This is a genomic window from Variovorax paradoxus B4 (genome assembly GCF_000463015.1).
GTDB lineage: Bacteria > Pseudomonadota > Gammaproteobacteria > Burkholderiales > Burkholderiaceae_C > Variovorax > Variovorax paradoxus_E.
Genome location: NC_022247.1, coordinates 1614186 through 1630150 on the forward strand (window position 1 = coordinate 1614186; position 15965 = coordinate 1630150).

Annotated in this window: 17 protein-coding genes; 14 read left to right on the forward strand and 3 right to left on the reverse strand. The window is 66.1% G+C overall.

Translation table 11 applies throughout. From position 1 onward, the window contains the following. Positions 1–19: 19 nt before the first annotated feature. Genes VAPA_RS07290 through VAPA_RS07300 form a run of 3 tightly spaced genes read right to left on the reverse strand, consistent with a single transcriptional unit; the run spans position 20 to position 2519 of the window. A complete protein-coding gene (locus VAPA_RS07290) occupies positions 20–1174 on the reverse strand; it encodes an MFS transporter (protein WP_021006126.1) in 1155 nt (384 codons plus the stop codon). Positions 1175–1176: 2 nt separating this feature from the next. Beyond that, positions 1177–1941, reverse strand: coding sequence for an SAM-dependent methyltransferase (locus VAPA_RS07295; RefSeq protein WP_021006127.1), 765 nt, complete (start codon positions 1939–1941; stop codon positions 1177–1179). Further along, positions 1938–2519, reverse strand: coding sequence for a Maf family protein (locus VAPA_RS07300; protein WP_021006128.1), 582 nt, complete (start codon positions 2517–2519; stop codon positions 1938–1940). Before VAPA_RS07300 ends, VAPA_RS07295 begins: the two co-directional genes overlap by 4 nt. Positions 2520–2602: 83 nt before the next feature. On the opposite strand from VAPA_RS07300, the gene VAPA_RS07305 reads away from it, so the two are divergent. The 14 genes from VAPA_RS07305 to lepA all read left to right on the forward strand — a co-directional run bounded on the left by VAPA_RS07305 (position 2603) and on the right by lepA (position 15964). Beyond that, the gene (locus tag VAPA_RS07305; RefSeq protein WP_021006129.1) at positions 2603–3160 is read left to right on the forward strand and encodes a YceD family protein; all 558 of its coding nucleotides are present in this window, start codon (positions 2603–2605) and stop codon (positions 3158–3160) included. A gap of 146 nt (positions 3161–3306) precedes the next feature. Next, positions 3307–3489, forward strand: coding sequence for a 50S ribosomal protein L32 (gene rpmF, locus VAPA_RS07310; RefSeq protein ID WP_007830466.1), 183 nt, complete (start codon positions 3307–3309; stop codon positions 3487–3489). A 61-nt stretch (positions 3490–3550) separates the two neighbouring features. Continuing rightward, complete coding sequence (gene plsX / locus VAPA_RS07315) at positions 3551–4648, forward strand: phosphate acyltransferase PlsX (RefSeq protein WP_021006130.1); 1098 nt, start codon at positions 3551–3553, stop codon at positions 4646–4648. Then, positions 4648–5625, forward strand: a complete 978-nt coding sequence (locus tag VAPA_RS07320) for a beta-ketoacyl-ACP synthase III (RefSeq protein ID WP_021006131.1) — start codon at positions 4648–4650, stop codon at positions 5623–5625. The genes plsX and VAPA_RS07320 overlap by 1 nt, the downstream gene beginning before the upstream one ends. A 52-nt stretch (positions 5626–5677) precedes the next feature. Continuing rightward, positions 5678–6631, forward strand: a complete 954-nt coding sequence (gene fabD / locus VAPA_RS07325) for an ACP S-malonyltransferase (protein ID WP_021006132.1) — start codon at positions 5678–5680, stop codon at positions 6629–6631. 27 nt (positions 6632–6658) lie between these two features. After that, on the forward strand, positions 6659–7402 hold the full coding sequence (fabG, locus tag VAPA_RS07330; protein WP_021006133.1) for a 3-oxoacyl-ACP reductase FabG: 744 nt from the start codon (positions 6659–6661) through the stop codon (positions 7400–7402). Between the two features lie 98 nt (positions 7403–7500). Further along, positions 7501–7740, forward strand: a complete 240-nt coding sequence (gene acpP, locus VAPA_RS07335; RefSeq protein ID WP_007830471.1) for an acyl carrier protein — start codon at positions 7501–7503, stop codon at positions 7738–7740. A 99-nt stretch (positions 7741–7839) separates the two neighbouring features. Beyond that, positions 7840–9084, forward strand: a complete 1245-nt coding sequence (fabF, locus tag VAPA_RS07340) for a beta-ketoacyl-ACP synthase II (protein WP_021006134.1) — start codon at positions 7840–7842, stop codon at positions 9082–9084. A 13-nt stretch (positions 9085–9097) separates the two neighbouring features. Then, positions 9098–9580, forward strand: a complete 483-nt coding sequence (locus VAPA_RS07345) for a hypothetical protein (protein WP_021006135.1) — start codon at positions 9098–9100, stop codon at positions 9578–9580. A 9-nt stretch (positions 9581–9589) separates the two neighbouring features. Further along, positions 9590–10264 (forward strand): RNA polymerase sigma factor RpoE, encoded by a 675-nt coding sequence (gene rpoE, locus VAPA_RS07350; protein ID WP_021006136.1) that lies wholly within the window; start codon positions 9590–9592, stop codon positions 10262–10264. A gap of 17 nt (positions 10265–10281) precedes the next feature. Then, the gene (locus tag VAPA_RS07355) at positions 10282–10947 is read left to right on the forward strand and encodes a sigma-E factor negative regulatory protein (protein WP_021006137.1); all 666 of its coding nucleotides are present in this window, start codon (positions 10282–10284) and stop codon (positions 10945–10947) included. 20 nt (positions 10948–10967) lie between these two features. Then, entirely contained in the window at positions 10968–12038 is a 1071-nt protein-coding gene (locus VAPA_RS07360; protein ID WP_021006138.1) for a MucB/RseB C-terminal domain-containing protein, read from the forward strand. A gap of 102 nt (positions 12039–12140) precedes the next feature. Then, positions 12141–13631: a DegQ family serine endoprotease gene (locus VAPA_RS07365; RefSeq protein ID WP_021006139.1), complete on the forward strand. Its 1491-nt coding sequence runs from the start codon at positions 12141–12143 to the stop codon at positions 13629–13631. A gap of 521 nt (positions 13632–14152) precedes the next feature. Further along, positions 14153–15964 (forward strand): translation elongation factor 4, encoded by a 1812-nt coding sequence (gene lepA / locus VAPA_RS07370; protein WP_021006140.1) that lies wholly within the window; start codon positions 14153–14155, stop codon positions 15962–15964. Position 15965 lies beyond the last annotated feature (1 nt).

Consider the following 15965-nt stretch of genomic DNA (forward strand, 5'->3'; position numbering starts at 1 on the left):
CCGGCGGCAGGGCGGCGCGTCAGGCCCGGTTGCCGTCGTCGCCCGTGAAGCGGGCCGAGGCCGCCAGCGCCGCGGCGAAGGCCACGACCACATAGAGCGCGGCCGTCAGCGAACTGGCCCGCGCCAGCAGGCCGATCACCGCCGGGCCGGCCATGAACCCCAGGTAGGCCACGGCCGAGACGGCCGCAATGCCGGTTGCGGGTTCGACGCCGGGCACGCGGGCCGCTGCGCCGAACAGGATCGGCACCACGTTCGCGAACCCGATGCCGACGCCGGCAAAGCCGATCAGCGCGAGCCAGGGCAGCTCGGTCAGCAGCACCAGCGTCATGGCCGCCGCCGCAAGAATGCCGCTGCCGCGCAGCAGCGCAGCCGGCGAGAAGCGCGCGCGCAGGGTGTCGCCACCGAAACGCGCGGCCGCCATGGCCGCGGAGAAGCTCGCGTAGGCGAGCGCGGCCTGCTCTTGCGGGCTGCCGAGTTCCTGCTGCATGTAGAGCACGCTCCAGTCGTAGATGGCGCCCTCGGCAATCAGGCCCAGCGCGGCGAGCACGCCAAGCACTGCCAGCATGCCGCGGGGCAGCCGGAACCGATGGTCCGCCGGGGCCGCATCGCTTGCGATGGGCGGCCTGGGCAGCATGTGCATCGAGGAGAAGGCGACGACCAGCACCATCGCCGCCGCAACCCACAGCAGATGCGCCTGCGCCCCGAGGCCGGCTGCCAGCGCTGCGCTGCCGCTCGCCGCCCCGGCCATGCCGCCCAGGCTGAACATGCCGTGCATGCCGCTCATCAGGGGCTTGCCGCCGTGCAGCTCGAGCTGCGCCGCCTCGGTGTTGATGGCCACGTCGAACACGCTGGTCACAAGGCCGAATGCCGCCAGCAATGCCAGCAGGAAAAGGTAGCCCGGCATCGCGATCAAGCCGGCAAGCAGCAAGGCGTAGACGCAGCCGCAGAGCGCGGCCATGCGCCGGGGGCCGTGGCGGCCGATCCAGCGACCGGCGCGGGTCAGCCCGAACATCGCGCCAGCGCCGGCCGCGAGCAGGGCCAGCCCGAGCTGGGCTTCGTCGATGCCGTAGTGCGCCTTGACCGTCGGAACATGGACGCCCCAGGTCGCAAAGATGAAACCGGACGAAAAGAACTGCGCGCGCGAGGCCCAGCGCGTGCCGGCGGTCACCACCATCGTCAGCGCCCGATCGCGAACACGGCAGGCAGGCGTTCGTCCGAAGTCCCCTGCGGCGCCTTGGCGCGCCAGGATTTCACGGTTTCGCTGCGCACATGGGCGCTGGCGAGCGTGAGGCCGCGTGCCACCGCGAGCCGGGTGTTGTGCTGCAGCGTTTGCACCAGCGCCTGAAGCAGCGCGGCGTTGCGGTAGGGCGTTTCGATGAACAGCTGCGTCTGGCCCGTCTTGAGCGCCAGCGCCTCGAGTTCCCGGATGCGCACCTGGCGCTCGCCGGCATCCTGCGGCAGGTAGCCGACGAAGGCGAAGTTCTGGCCGTTGAGGCCGCTCGCCGCCAGTGCCAGCAGCAGGGATACGGGGCCGGTGAGCGGCACCACGGCAATGCCAAGGTCATGCGCGGCGCGCGCCACCGAGGAGCCGGGATCGGCCACCGCCGGCATGCCCGCTTCGCTCAGCAGGCCGATGTCGCGGCCTTCCAGCGCAGCGGCCAGAAGAGGGCGAGCGTCGAACTGGCCTGCGTGATCGCCCTTCTTGTGCACCTCGCGCGGCAGTTCCCGGATGTCCTGCGCCTGCAGCGGCGCAGCCAGCGGAACGATCGCGTCGATCCGCTTCAGATAGGCGCGGGCCGACTTGGCGTTCTCGCAGATCCAGTGGGTGATTCCGGCGGCGGCCTGGAGCGTGCCCAGAGGCAGGGCATCCTGCAGCGGCGCCTGGGTGTCGCAGCCGAAGTCGAGTGGCGCGGGAACGAGGTAGAGCTTGCCGTAGGTCACAGAAGTTCGACCCCCGCGGCGCGCAGCATCCGGCAGGTGCGGATCAAGGGGAGGCCGACGAGGGCCGTCGGGTCGTCGCTGTCGATCGCGTTCAGCAATGCGATCCCGAGGCCTTCGCTTTTGGCGCTGCCCGCGCAGTCATAGGGCTGCTCGGCCTGCAGGTACTGCTCGATGGCTGCGTCGCTGAGTTCGCGGAACACCACCCGGACCGGCGCCAGGTCGCGCTGGACGAAGCCGGTGGCCTGGCAGACAACGGCCACCGCGGTCTGAAACACCAGTGTCTGGCCGCGCATCCTGCGCAATTGGGCCGTGGCGCGCGCGTGGTCGCCGGGCTTGCCGAGCGCCTCGCCGGCAAGGTCGGCCACCTGGTCCGAGCCGATGACCACGGCCTCGGGAAAGCGGGCAGCAACGGCGCGGGCCTTTTCGAGCGCCAGCCGCTCGGCCAGCTCGCGCGGCGTTTCGCCGTCCAGCGCCGTTTCGTCGACATCAGGGGGCTGTACATCGAAGGGCAGATGCAGTCGGTTCAGCAGTTCGCGGCGGTAGCGCGAGGTCGAGGCGAGGATCAAGGGGCGTTGCATGGGCCAGATTGTGCGGGAGCTGCGCAAAACCCTCAGGCATGCATCCGGGGCGGTGAAGCGGCGGGCACGCTAGACTGGCGCGGATGAAGAGAGAATTTGCCCCCCAACGGCTCGACGTGGCCGGTTTTGCCGCCGCTGCCGCCACCCTGGACGCCACCGACCCGGTTCCCAACTATGTGCGCCTTGCCGCCGAACTGGCGGCCCCGGCGCCCGATGCCGTGGTCCGCTGGGCGGCGACGGGCGAAGAGCGCCCGGGCGCCGACGGCAAGGCCGTGCCCTGGCTGCATCTGGAAGCCGAAGCGACCGTGCCGCTGACCTGCCAGCGCTGCCTGACGCCAGTCGAGACGCCGCTGGTGGTGGACCGCTGGTTCCGCTTCGTCGGCGACGAGGCGACGGCGGAGGCCGAAGACGAGGAATCCGAGGAGGACCTGCTCGTCGTGAGCCGGGATTTCGACCTGCCAGCCCTGATCGAGGACGAGCTCCTGATGGAGATTCCCGTCATGCCCGTGCACGAGGTCTGCCCGGTACCGGTCCGGCTCTCGTCCAGCGACGAAGACTTCCAGGCGGCCGAAGAAGCCAAGCCGAACCCCTTCGCGGTGCTCGGGGCGTTGCGTTCGCGCAAGCCGGAAGTGGGCAAGTAGCCCTTTTCCGCCGCCTGGGCTATAATCATGGGCTTCGCGCGCGCCGCCGTGAGCAGCAAGACAGACAAGGGCATTCCATGCATGCTCCTGAATTGCCACCGCAAGAGAGCGCATCCAATCACTCACCTAACAGTCCAGGAGCCATCATGGCCGTCCAGCAAAACAAGAAGTCGCCTTCCAAGCGCGGCATGCACCGTTCCCACAATGCGCTGGTCGTGCCCGGCATTGCCGTTGAGCCGACCACCGGCGAAACGCACCTGCGCCACCACATCAGCCCGAACGGTTTCTACCGTGGCCGCCAGGTGCTCAAGAACAAGTCCGAAGCCTGATCTCGCATCCCAAGGCCGAGGCCCGAAGCTACTTTTGCCGTAGCGTCGGGCCTTTGTTTTGATGGCTACGCCTTCCTCCCCCGAATTCACCGCTGCGCCTTCCGCAATCACGCTCGCCGTGGATTGCATGGGAGGCGACCATGGGCCGCGCGTCACGCTTGCGGCCTGCCGCGCGTTTCTCGAGCGGCACAGCGAAGCCTCGTTGTTGCTGGTCGGTGCGCCGGCTGCATTGGCGGGGTTCGCCGCGCATCCGCGTGCCCGCATCGTCGCTGCCAGCGAAGTGGTGGGCATGGACGATCCGGTGGAAATTGCCCTGCGCAAGAAGAAAGACTCTTCGATGCGTGTCGCGATCCAGCAGGTCAAGGATGGCGCCGCCCAGGCGGCCATTTCCGCCGGCAATACGGGCGCCCTGATGGCCATTGCCCGCTATCTGCTCAAGACGCTCGACGGCATCGACCGTCCCGCCATCGCGCCCCAGCTTCCCAATGCCAAGGGCGGCGCCACCACGGTGCTCGACCTTGGGGCCAACGTCGACTGCGATGCGGAAGACCTGCTCCAGTTCGCCGTGCTCGGCTCCGCGCTCGTTTCTGCCCTGACAGGTAACGAAGCGCCTTCGGTCGGCCTGCTCAATATTGGTGAAGAAGCCATCAAGGGCAGCGAAACGATCAAAAAGGCAAGCCAACTGCTGCGTACGGCCGCCAACTCCAAGGATCTGAACTTCTACGGCAACGTGGAAGGTAACGACATTTTCAAGGGCACGACAGATATCGTCGTCTGTGACGGTTTCGTCGGAAACGTCGCGTTGAAGGCCAGCGAAGGCGTGGCCTCGATGATCGGCGAGTTCATCCGGGTCGAATTCTCGCGAAACATTTTCACGAAAGCGGCGGCAATTGTTGCTTATCCGGTTCTAAAAGCGTTTAAAAGCCGTCTGGACCATCGTCGGTACAACGGTGCGGCGTTGCTGGGCCTGCGCGGCCTGGTTTTCAAGAGCCATGGTTCGGCCGACGAAGTGGCTTTCGGACATGCGCTGGATCGCGCTTATGATGCCGCTCGCAACAACCTGCTCGATCGCGTGCGGGCCCGCATTGCTCACGCCGCGCCTTTGCTCGCGCGGCAGGAGCCCGCGGTGCCAGCTGACGCGACGGCCCTTCACGTTTGATGAGCCCTTATTCACGCATCACCGGCACCGGCAGCTATCTGCCCCCGCGCCGGGTGACCAATGACGATCTTGCCAAGGAATTGGCATCGCGCGGCATCGAAACCTCGAACCAATGGATCGTCGAGCGTACCGGCATCCATGCGCGCCACTTCGCGGCGCCCGAGGTCACGAGCAGCGATCTCGGCCTCGAGGCCGCCAGGCACGCACTCGAAGCCGCGGGCCGCAAGGCGGAAGACATCGACCTGATCATCGTCGCGACCTCGACGCCCGACATGGTGTTTCCGTCGTCGGCGGCCATTCTTCAGAACAAGCTCGGCGTGGCTGGCTGCCCGGCCTTCGACCTCCAGGCGGTCTGCAGCGGCTTTGTGTACGCGCTGACCGTGGCCGACGCCATGATTCGCACCGGCAGCGCGCGCTGTGCGCTGGTGGTCGGTGCCGAGGTGTTCTCGCGCATTCTCGATTTCAACGACCGCACCACCTGCGTGCTGTTCGGCGACGGCGCCGGCGCCGTGGTGCTCGAGGCCAGCGAGGAGCCGGGCATCCTGGCGAGCGACCTGCATGCGGACGGCAAGCACGTCGGCATTCTTTGCGTGCCCGGCCACGTCTCCGGCGGCAATGTGCTGGGCACACCCCTGCTGCACATGGATGGGCAGGCCGTGTTCAAGCTGGCGGTGCGCGTGCTCGAGGATGCCGCCCGCGCCACGCTTGCGAAGGCAGGCAAGACCGAGGCCGACATCGACTGGCTCATTCCGCACCAGGCCAACATCCGCATCATGGAAGGCACGGCCAGGAAGCTGAAGCTTCCGCACGAGAAGCTCATCGTCACGGTCAACGAGCATGGCAACACCTCGGCCGCCTCGATTCCGCTGGCGCTCGACGAGGCCGTGCGGTCCGGCAAGGTGAAGAAGGGCGAAACCGTCATGCTGGAAGGCGTGGGCGGCGGCTTCACCTGGGGCGCGGTGCTATTGAATCTGTAGCGCACGGCGATGCCCTTCCGGGCTGCGATGCGACACGACGCTTTTGATAAAAATGAAATCCTTTGCTTTTGTCTTCCCGGGTCAGGGCTCCCAGGCCGTCGGCATGCTCGATGCCTGGGGCGATCACCCGGCCGTGGCCGAAACCCTGCGCGAAGCCTCCGAGGCGCTGGGCGAAGACATCGGCGGGCTGATCAGGAACGGCCCGAAGGAAGAGCTGGCGCTGACCACCAACACCCAGCCGGTGATGCTGGTGGCCGGCGTTGCCGCCTGGCGCGCCTGGCTGGCCGAAGGCGGGGCCACCCCTTCGGTGGTGGCGGGGCATTCGCTGGGTGAATATTCGGCGCTGGTTGCGTCGGGCGTGCTGACGCTCGCGCAGGCTGCGCCGCTGGTGCGCTTTCGGGCGCAGGCCATGCAGCAGGCAGTGCCGGTCGGCGTCGGTGCCATGGCGGCGGTGCTGGGAATGGACTCCGGCAAGGTGGTGGCCGGCTGCGCGGAAGCCACGGCGTCCTTCGGTGCGGGCAGCGCCGAGATCGTCGAGGCGGTGAATTTCAACGATCCGATGCAGACCGTGATCGCGGGCAGCAAGGCGGCCGTCGACAAGGCCTGCGAGCTGCTCAAGGCCGGTGGTGCCAAGCGCGCGCTGCTGTTGCCGGTGTCGGCGCCGTTCCATTCGAGCCTGATGAAGCCTGCAGCCGAGGCACTGCGCGAAAAGCTCGCCACCCTCACGCTCGCTGCGCCGCAGATACCGGTGCTGAACAACATCGACGTGGCCGTCGAGACCGATCCCGCGCGCATCCGCGACGCCCTCGTGCGCCAGGCCGCCGGCCCGGTTCGCTGGGTCGAGAGCGTGCAGGCCTTGAAACTGCGCGGCGTAGCCTCCATCATCGAGTGCGGGCCGGGCAAGGTGCTGGCCGGCATGGTCAAGCGCATCGCCCCCGAGCTGGAAGCCGCGTCGGTGTACGACCCGGCGACGCTCGCGGACACCCGACAATCGCTCGCCGGCTGAACGGCGCAGGCCCCGGACACTTCTTTTATGAGCATTCCCAAATTCGAAGGGCAAGTCGCCCTGGTCACCGGCGCATCGCGCGGCATCGGCGCAGCGATTGCGCTCGAGCTGGCGCAGCGCGGCCTCAAGGTGGTCGGCACCGGCACCACCGAGGACAGCGCCGCGAAGATCACTTCGGCGCTCAGCGCCTTCGACGGCCGCGGCCGTGCGCTCGATGTGAACGACGCCGTCGCCGTCGAGGCGCTGATCGACGAAATCGTGCAGGCCTACGGCGCGATCCACGTGCTGGTCAACAACGCCGGCATCACGCGCGACACGCTGGCCATGCGCATGAAGGACGACGATTGGGACGCGGTGCTCGACACCAATCTCAAGGCCGTATTCCGCCTCTCGCGCGCGGTGATCCGCCCGATGATGAAGCAGCGCTACGGCCGCATCATCAGCATCACCAGCGTGGTGGGCGCCTCCGGCAATGCGGGCCAGGCCAACTACGCGGCGGCCAAGGCCGGCGTGGCAGGCATGACCCGCGCACTGGCGCGCGAGCTGGGCAGCCGCAACATCACGGTCAACTGCGTGGCGCCGGGCTTCATCGAAACCGACATGACGGCCAGCCTGCCCGAGGCACAGCAGCAGGCGCTGCTGCAGCAGATTCCGCTGGGCCATCTGGGCAAGCCGGCCGATATCGCACACGCGGTGGCCTACCTCGCGTCGCCCCAGGCGTCCTACGTGACGGGGCAGGAACTGCACGTCAACGGCGGCATGCACATGTAGCCGCAAGGCGCAATCTTTTCCCGTACCGGGCGCACGGCAAATGCCACAATGCGCCCGGCTAAAATCCACTGTTACCTACAACCCTCAGAGGGAACCAAATGAGCGATATCGAAGCACGTGTCAAGAAAATCATCGCCGAGCAGCTCGGCGTGGAAGAGTCCCAAGTAACGAACGAGAAGGCCTTCGTGGCCGACCTCGGTGCAGACTCGCTCGACACGGTCGAACTGGTGATGGCACTCGAAGACGAATTCGGCATCGAGATTCCCGACGAAGACGCCGAGAAGATCACCACGGTGCAAAACGCCGTCGACTACGCCACCAAGAATCAAAAGGCCTGATCGGGCCAAGTTGGAACTGTTTCGGCCGGCGGCGCTTTTCTTCTTCAGCCCCGTACGCGCCGACAGCAGTCTTCAGCGCTTCCAGAAAGGTTTGCCGGCATGACCAAACGCCGCGTCGTCGTGACCGGACTCGGTTGCATCGCTCCTGTCGGAAACACGGTGGCCGAATCCTGGTCCAACCTGTTGGCCGGCAATTCGGGCATCGACACCATTAAATCGTTCGACGCCAGCGCCTTCGCCTGCAAGTTTGCGGGCGAGGTGAAGGGCTTCGACATCACGCAGTACATCTCCGAGAAGGAAGCGCGCCACATGGACCGCTTCATCCACCTCGGAATGGCCGCCGCCATGCAGGCGGTCCAGGACAGCGGTCTCAAGACCGGCGATGCGCTGTCGCCCGAGGAGGCGACGCGCATCGGCTGCAACATCGGCTCGGGCATCGGCGGACTGCCCATGATCGAGGAAACGCATGCGGAACTCGTGAATCGCGGCCCACGCCGCGTGTCGCCGTTCTTCGTGCCCGCCTCGATCATCAACATGATCTCGGGCCACGTCTCGATCAAGTACGGCTTCCAGGGTCCGAACATCGCCGTCGTCACGGCCTGCACCACCGGCTTGCATGCGATCGGCCTGTCGGCCCGCATGATCGAGTACGGCGACGCCGACGTGATGGTCGCGGGCGGTGCCGAGTCGACCGTCTCGCCGCTGGGCATCGGCGGCTTTGCGGCGGCGCGTGCACTCTCGACGCGCAACGACGATCCGCGCACCGCGTCCCGTCCGTGGGACAAGGATCGCGACGGCTTCGTGCTCGGCGAAGGTGCCGGCGTGGTCGTGCTCGAGGAGTACGAGCATGCCAAGGCGCGCGGCGCCAAGATCTACGCCGAGGTCTCGGGCTTCGGCATGAGTGCCGACGCGTACCACATGACGGCACCCAACGTCGACGGCCCGCGCCGCTCGATGTCGATGGCGCTCGCCAACGCAGGCATCAACGCCGACGAGGTGCAGTACCTCAACGCGCACGGCACCTCGACGCCGCTGGGCGACCTGAACGAGACCAACGCGATCAAGAACACCTTCGGCGACCATGCGAAGAAGCTCGTCGTGAACTCGACCAAGTCGATGACCGGCCACTTGCTGGGCGGTGCCGGCGGCATCGAATCGGTGTTCACGGTGCTGGCGCTGCATCACCAGAAGAGTCCGCCGACCATCAATATCTTCAACCAGGATCCGGAGTGCGACCTCGACTATTGCGCCAACGTGGCGCGCGATCTCAAGATCGATGTCGCGGTCAAGAACAACTTCGGCTTCGGTGGCACCAACGGCACGCTGGTGTTCAAGCGCGTTTGAATCTTGCTCTTCCATGTACAGCGCACCGTCGGTGACCTATCCGGTGGGGCGCTCGCGCGGCGCGACCCGGATCTTGGTTGCCACGTGGGCCTTGGGTGCCTGCTGCGCGGGCCTCTCGTGCTATCTGATCGATAGCGTTGGCTGGCGCCAGCTGCTGCTGGTTCTGAGCGTCCTGTTTTCAGGCATTGCGGCCGGGCTCGGGCTGCGAAGCGACGGTGCCGCCATGCTGCACTTCGACGGCCTGTGCTGGACCTTGACGGGCGCCGACCCCGGCCGGTCCGTTCACGCGGCGCGCGCCGCCGTGGCGTTCGACCTGCAATCGCTGCTGCTGGTCCGGTTGACCCAGCCGGGCCGTGCCGGACGATGGATATGGCTCGAACAGCGCACCATGCCGGAGCGCTGGCGCGATGTGCGCCGTGCGGTATATTCGCGCGCCCCGTCCGCATCGCCTGCGGGCGAGCCGTGGCGGGCAACCGCGCCTGCCGATGCGCCCTGAACCTCCCCGATGACAACTTCTCCGCCGCCAGTGCCACCGGACTCCGGCTTGCCCGATGTGTCCGCCGAGGCGCCGCGCCCGGGCGAGGTCGACTTCCAGCTGGTCCAGCGCACGGTCGCGGGTGACCAGAAGGCCTTCGAGCTGCTGGTCATCAAGTACCAGCGCCGGATCGAGCGCCTGATCGGGCGCATGGTGCGCGACGTCGACCTGGTCGAAGACATCGCCCAGGAAACCTTCATCCGGGCCTATCGCGCGCTCCACCAGTTCCGCGGCGATGCCCAGTTCTACACCTGGCTCTACCGGATTGCGGTCAACACCGCCAAGAAGGCGCTGGTCGACATGAAGCGCGACCCGACCATCTCCGAAAGCGCCCTGCGGCCGTCTTCTGACGAGGACGATGAAACTTACCGCCCTGGAAACGAACCAATCAGCGACGAAACCCCCGAATCAGTCTTGGCAGCAAACGAGATCGCCCAGGTGGTCGAGGCGGCCATGGAAGCGTTGCCGCCCGAATTGCGCCAGGCGGTCACCCTGCGCGAGATCGAGGGCATGAGTTACGAAGAGATCGCCGAGGTCATGGATTGCCCTATCGGCACGGTGCGCTCGCGTATTTTCCGGGCGCGTGAGGCCATTTCGGCCAGGGTCAAACCGCTGCTGGACAACCAGTCCGGCAAGCGTTGGTAGGTAAGCAGGTGAATGAAATGAATCAGACGATGACGGTTCGTGAACAGGTATCCGCACTGGCGGATGGTCATTTGCATGGCGAGGACTTCGCGCGGGCCATCGACACCGTCTGCGCGGAAGAAGACGCGCGCGGGGCCTGGCGGGCCTATCACCTGGTGGGCGACATCCTGCGATCGGGCGCCCATTCGCCCAGCAGCGATGGCAGTGCATTCCTGGCCCGGTTTCAGCAGCGCCTGGCCGCGGAGCCCGTCGTCGCGGCGCCGGCGCAGGTGCCGGCCGCGGCCCCTGCGGTGCTGACGGCGCGGCACAGGGCCGACGCAGCCAACGAGCCGGTCTTCCGCTGGAAGCTGGTGGCCGGCGCCGCGTCGCTGGTGGCGGTCGCCGCCATCAGCTGGACCCTGGTCGGAAACGGCGCTGGCGTGTCGTCGCCGGGTGCCCAGATCGCAGCCCAGCAGCAGCCGGCGGCCAATTCGGTGCTGGCCGCCGCAGCCTCCAACAGCCAGCTTCCGCCCACGGCCGCGCTCACGCCAACCCGCGTGGTGGTCGGCAACGGCAGTCCGCAAGTCATGCTGCGTGATCCGCGGCTCGACCAGTTGCTCGAAGCGCACCAGCAAGCCGGTGGCGCGTCGCAAATGCCCTCGGGCTTCCTGCGCAACGCGACCTTCGAAGGTCCTGCGCGCTGATCCGCGCCTGTCTCTCTCCAATGACCGTTCAGATGCCGATCTCCGCACGCGCGTTCGCACTGGTGCTCGCTGCTTTTTGTCTTGCGCAGATCGCGGCCGCGCAGACCCGGCCGGGTTCCGCGAACGCCAAGGGCACGGCTTCGGCGCAGGCCGGCGATGCACCGCCTTCGATGAGCGTCGTCGAGTGGCTGCAGCGCATGCATACGGGAGCCCGGCAGCGCAATTACGTCGGCACCTTCGTGGTTTCGGCCGCGGGCGGCGACCTCTCGAGCGCACGCATCTGGCATGTGCGCGACGGCGATCTGCAGATCGAGCGCATCGAGGCCCTGTCGGGGCCGCCGCGCTCCACCTTCAGGCGCAACCATCATGTGATGACCTTCCTGCCCGAGGCGAAGGTCGTGAAGGTCGAGAAGCGCGAGAACCTCGACCTGTTCCCCAATCTGCCCGACAAGCCCGATTCGTCGATCGGCGATTTCTACGACGTGCGGGCCATCGGCAAGGACCGCGTGGCAGGCTTCGATGCCGACGTGGTGCAGCTGGTGCCGCACGATGGGCTGCGCTTCGGCTATCGCATCTGGAGCGAGCGCCGCTCCGGCCTCGTGGTGAAGCTGCAGACCGTGGACGCCGAATCCCGCGTGGTGGAGCAGTCGGCGTTTTCCGAATTGCAGCTCGACGCACCGGTCAAGGCGCAGGCGCTCGCGCAGATGATGACCAACACCAGCGGCTACCGCGTCGAGAAGCTGGAGCTCGAGCGCACCAGCGCGCAGGACGAAGGCTGGGTGCTCAAGGCTCCCGTGGCCGGCTTCAAGCCGCGCAGCTTCTACCGGCGTCCGGCCGGCAGCGACGACAAGGCGGGGCAGGACCGCACCGTGCAGTGGACCTTCTCCGATGGCCTGGCCTCGGTGTCGCTTTTCATCGAGCGTTACGATGAAAAGCGTGCGCCCCGGGATGGGGTGCTGACGATCGGGGCAACCAACGCCATTCGTCGGCGATTGCCCGAGCCGGCGAGCGACTGGTGGCTGACCGCTGTGGGCGAGGTGCCGCAGCAGACGCTCAATGCGTTCGCTCAAAGCCTCGCGCGCACGCGTTGACGTCGACCCGCTGCGCATGCGCCGCAGATGGCGCTGAACCAAGTCCGCATCACGGACTCATAGCTCTTCTTTTGGCCGCTCTGTTCTTTTGAAAGAAAACCGATGATGTTCAAAGTCGAGGGACACACGCTTCGTTCCTATCTCTTCGCATTCGGCATGGCCTGTTCGGCAGCCATGGGTTTCCTGCCGGCGGCGCCGGCCATTGCACAGACGCCGCAGGCGCGCGGATTGCCCGATTTCGCCGATCTCGTGGAGCAGGTGGGGCCGGCCGTGGTCGGGATCCGTACCGTCGAGAAAGTGGCCTCCAGCGGCGGCAGCGGCGAAATGGACGAGGAGATGCAGGAGTTCTTCCGGCGCTTCTTCGGGCAGCCGCTGCCCGGCAACCCGCGTCCGGGCCCGCGCCCGAACCGGCCGCAGCAGCCGCAGGAGGAAGAGCGTCCGCGCGGCGTGGGCTCGGGTTTCATCCTGTCCGCCGACGGCTATGTCATGACCAATGCCCACGTGATCGAGGACGCGTCCGAAATCCTCGTCACGCTGACCGACAAGCGCGAGTTCAAGGCCAAGCTGATCGGTGCCGACAAGCGCAGCGACGTCGCCGTGGTCAAGATCGAGGCGACGAGCCTGCCGGTGGTGAAGGTCGGCGACATCTCGAAGCTGCGCGTTGGCGAATGGGTCATGGCCATCGGTTCGCCCTTCGGCCTCGAGAACACCGTGACCGCCGGCATCGTGAGCGCAAAGCAGCGCGACACCGGTGACCTGGTGCCCCTGATCCAGACCGACGTGGCAATCAACCCCGGCAACTCGGGCGGACCGCTGATCAACCTGCGCGGCGAGGTGGTGGGCATCAACAGCCAGATCTATTCGCGCTCGGGCGGCTACATGGGCATCTCGTTCTCGATCCCGATCGACGAGGCGATCCGCGTCAGCGACCAGCTGCGCGCCACCGGCCGCGTATCGCGCGGGCTGATCGGCGTGACCATCGGCTCGGTCTCGAAGGACGTGGCCGAATCCATCGGGCTCGGCAAGGCGCGCGGTGCGCTCGTGAGCAGCGTGGTGCCGGGCTCGGCGGCCGACAAGGCCGGCGTGCGCGAGGGCGACATCATCACCAAGTACGGCGACAAGGCCATCGAGACGCCCAGCGACCTGTCGCGCTCGGTGGCCAGCACCAAGCCCGGTGCCAAGAACACGCTGACGGTGTTCCGCAACGGCAGTACGCGCGAGCTCTCGGTCACCGTCGCCGAGGGCGATGCGGAAGCCAAGCCGTCCGGCAAGCGCCAGCCCGAGCGCGAGGAGTCGCAGGCCAAGCCGTCGGCGGCCGGCAAGGCGCTCGGCCTGGTGGTCAGCGACCTGACCGAAGCCCAGAAGAAGGAACTCAAGATGCGTGGCGGCGTGCGCATCGAGGCGGCAAGCGATGCCGCCGCGAGGGCCGGTCTGCGCGAAGGAGACGTGATCCTTGCCGTCGGCAACATCGAGGTCTCGAGCGTCAAGGAATTCGAGTCCGCGGTCGCCAAGGCCGACAAGGGCAAGCCCCTGAGCGTGCTGTTCCGCCGCGGCGAATGGGCCCAGTACGCCCTGATTCGACCCGCACGCTGATCTGGCCTTTCCGTCAAGTGGCCCCACCCGTCACTCGGGTTTGGGGCCTTTTTTTGAGGTCTTTGCGACGCTGGAGCGCCCGGTTTCAAAAAAAATTCGGCGCCGAAAGCAGGTCAGTTTTGTTTGTGTTCACTAACTTATAAAGAGGCTTAGGACGATTTTCGGTAGAATAGAGCCCATTGGGCGGCGAGTCCGCGCATAAGGGGAGAGCTTTCCTCCACCATGCGAGATGTCAGACAGCAGTCCACCGGCGCTCCACAGATCGCCCACAAGTTGTTCATGGAGTGCTCCACCGATCTTGTGGATAAGCTGTTTATATCTTTGATGTTGTGGACCTGCAACGACCCGTTTTGACCCTGTCCCCGGATGTACGTGCCTCCCTTTTTGCCTACAATGAAGTTCCAACTACTGCAGTTGCCATTGCTTGTTGGTTCAGGGCGCGTCTCCAGAAGACGCGCCCTTTTTTCTTGCCTGTCGCACTCTGCGCACGAGCCAATTCAAGTACTTAAGCGTTCCCGTTGATGAATCACATCAGAAATTTTTCGATCATTGCGCACATCGATCACGGCAAGTCGACGCTCGCAGACCGCTTGATCCAGCGTTGCGGCGGCCTTGCGGAACGCGAGATGGAAGCGCAGGTGCTCGACTCGATGGACATCGAAAAAGAGCGTGGGATAACCATCAAGGCGCAGACCGCCGCGCTGCACTACAAAGCCCTCGATGGGCAGGTCTACAACCTCAATCTGATCGACACGCCGGGCCACGTCGACTTCTCATATGAAGTGAGCCGCTCGCTGTCGGCGTGCGAAGGCGCGCTGCTCGTCGTCGATGCATCGCAAGGCGTCGAAGCGCAGACGGTGGCCAACTGCTACACCGCGCTCGACCTCGGCGTCGAAGTGGTGCCGGTGCTCAACAAGATGGATCTGCCCAACGCGGACCCCGACAACGCACGCAGCGAAATCGAAGATGTGATCGGCATCGACGCGACCGATGCGATTCCGTGTTCCGCCAAGACCGGCCTCGGCATCGACGAGATTCTCGAAGCCATCGTCCACAAGATGCCGGCGCCGCGCGGCAATCCCGACGGCCCGCTGCGCGCCATGATCGTCGACAGCTGGTTCGACCCCTACGTCGGCGTCGTCATGCTGGTGCGCGTGGTGGACGGCCGGCTGGTGAAGGGCGAGCGCATCAAGATGATGGCGTCCGGCGCCATGTACAACGCCGACAACATCGGCGTCTTCACGCCGGCCAACGAACCGCGCCCTTCGCTCGAGGCCGGCGAGGTGGGCTACATCATCGCGGGCATCAAGGAACTGCAGGCCGCCAAGGTCGGCGACACGGTGACGCTGATCAAGCCGGGCACGGGCGGCGCGGCCGCCACCGCCACCGAGGCGCTGCCGGGCTTCAAGGAAATCCAGCCGCAGGTGTTTGCCGGCCTCTATCCGACCGAGGCCAGCGAGTACGACTCGCTGCGCGACGCGCTGGAAAAGCTCAAGCTCAACGATTCGTCGCTGCGCTACGAGCCCGAGGTGAGCCAGGCGCTGGGCTTCGGCTTCCGCTGCGGCTTCCTTGGCCTGCTGCACATGGAAATCGTGCAGGAGCGCCTGGAGCGCGAGTTCGACCAGGACCTGATCACGACCGCGCCGAGCGTGGTCTACCAGGTGGTGCGCAACGACGGCGAAGTCATCATGGTCGAGAACCCGTCCAAGATGCCCGACGTCGGCAAGATGAGCGAGATCCGCGAGCCGATCGTCACCGTGCACCTTTACATGCCGCAGGAATACGTCGGCGCCGTCATGACGCTGGCCAACCAGAAGCGCGGCGTGCAGATGAACATGGCCTACCACGGCCGCCAGGTCATGCTGACCTACGAGATGCCGCTCGGCGAGATCGTGCTCGACTTCTTCGACAAGCTGAAGTCGGTCAGCCGCGGCTACGCCTCGATGGACTACGAGTTCAAGGAATATCGCGCGTCCGACGTGGTCAAGGTCGACATCCTGCTGAACGGCGAGAAGGTCGATGCGCTGTCGATCATCGTGCACCGCAGCCAGTCGCAGTACCGCGGCCGGGCGGTGGTGTCGAAGATGCGTGAGATCATTTCGCGCCAGATGTTCGACGTGGCGATCCAGGCCGCCATCGGGGTCAACATCATTGCGCGTGAGACAATCAAGGCGCTGCGCAAGAACGTTCTTGCCAAGTGCTACGGCGGCGACATCACCCGCAAGAAGAAACTGCTCGAGAAGCAGAAAGCGGGCAAGAAAAGAATGAAGCAGATCGGCTCCGTCGAGGTCCCGCAAGAGGCCTTCCTCGCGATTCTGCAAGTCGAAGACTGAT

Excerpts from the sequence above, each read along its gene's own strand:
- fabD (WP_021006132.1), top strand. The coding sequence starts at position 5,678 with ATGAAATCCTTTGCTTTTGTCTTCCCGGGTCAGGGCTCCCAGGCCGTC.
- lepA (WP_021006140.1), top strand. The coding sequence starts at position 14,153 with ATGAATCACATCAGAAATTTTTCGATCATTGCGCACATCGATCACGGC.
- VAPA_RS07320 (WP_021006131.1), top strand. The coding sequence starts at position 4,648 with ATGAGCCCTTATTCACGCATCACCGGCACCGGCAGCTATCTGCCCCCG.
- VAPA_RS07355 (WP_021006137.1), top strand. The coding sequence starts at position 10,282 with ATGAATCAGACGATGACGGTTCGTGAACAGGTATCCGCACTGGCGGAT.
- plsX (WP_021006130.1), top strand. The coding sequence starts at position 3,551 with ATGGCTACGCCTTCCTCCCCCGAATTCACCGCTGCGCCTTCCGCAATC.
- fabG (WP_021006133.1), top strand. The coding sequence starts at position 6,659 with ATGAGCATTCCCAAATTCGAAGGGCAAGTCGCCCTGGTCACCGGCGCA.
- rpoE (WP_021006136.1), top strand. The coding sequence starts at position 9,590 with ATGACAACTTCTCCGCCGCCAGTGCCACCGGACTCCGGCTTGCCCGAT.
- rpmF (WP_007830466.1), top strand. The coding sequence starts at position 3,307 with ATGGCCGTCCAGCAAAACAAGAAGTCGCCTTCCAAGCGCGGCATGCAC.
- acpP (WP_007830471.1), top strand. The coding sequence starts at position 7,501 with ATGAGCGATATCGAAGCACGTGTCAAGAAAATCATCGCCGAGCAGCTC.
- VAPA_RS07360 (WP_021006138.1), top strand. The coding sequence starts at position 10,968 with ATGACCGTTCAGATGCCGATCTCCGCACGCGCGTTCGCACTGGTGCTC.
- VAPA_RS07290 (WP_021006126.1), bottom strand. The coding sequence starts at position 1,174 with ATGGTGGTGACCGCCGGCACGCGCTGGGCCTCGCGCGCGCAGTTCTTT.
- VAPA_RS07305 (WP_021006129.1), top strand. The coding sequence starts at position 2,603 with ATGAAGAGAGAATTTGCCCCCCAACGGCTCGACGTGGCCGGTTTTGCC.
- fabF (WP_021006134.1), top strand. The coding sequence starts at position 7,840 with ATGACCAAACGCCGCGTCGTCGTGACCGGACTCGGTTGCATCGCTCCT.
- VAPA_RS07365 (WP_021006139.1), top strand. The coding sequence starts at position 12,141 with ATGATGTTCAAAGTCGAGGGACACACGCTTCGTTCCTATCTCTTCGCA.
- VAPA_RS07300 (WP_021006128.1), bottom strand. The coding sequence starts at position 2,519 with ATGCAACGCCCCTTGATCCTCGCCTCGACCTCGCGCTACCGCCGCGAA.
- VAPA_RS07345 (WP_021006135.1), top strand. The coding sequence starts at position 9,098 with ATGTACAGCGCACCGTCGGTGACCTATCCGGTGGGGCGCTCGCGCGGC.